Raw genomic sequence first — 415 nt, 5'->3', positions numbered from 1 at the left:
CTCCGAGAGCTTCTCCTTGTAATCGGCCAGCTCGCCGCGCAGCTTCTCCAGCCGCTCCTTGGAGGCGTCGTCCTCCTCCTTCTCCAGTGCCATCTCCTCGATCTCGAGGCGACGGACCAGCCGCTCGACCTCATCGATCTCGACGGGCCGGGAGTCGATCTCCATGCGCAACCGCGAAGCGGCCTCGTCCACCAGGTCGATGGCCTTGTCCGGCAGGAAACGCGCGGTGATGTAGCGGTCCGAAAGGGTCGCGGCCGCAACCAGTGCCGAGTCGGTGATGCGCACACCGTGGTGCACCTCGTAGCGGTCCTTGAGACCGCGCAGGATGCCGACGGTGTCCTCGACCGGCGGCTCGCCGACCAGCACCTGCTGGAAGCGGCGTTCCAGAGCGGCGTCCTTCTCGATGTACTTGCGG

1 pseudogene is annotated in these 415 nt (G+C 66.5%); it reads right to left on the bottom strand.

The features are described 5' to 3' along the window. Positions 1-415 (bottom strand): annotated as a pseudogene (locus IMZ11_RS44415) (ATP-dependent chaperone ClpB); the annotation flags it as partial.

This window comes from Microtetraspora sp. AC03309 (genome assembly GCF_020826795.1).
Classification (GTDB): Bacteria; Actinomycetota; Actinomycetes; order Streptosporangiales; family Streptosporangiaceae; genus Microtetraspora; species Microtetraspora glauca.
Note: the sequence above shows the minus strand (reverse complement) of the source record. Positions and strands in the feature narration are given on the sequence as shown.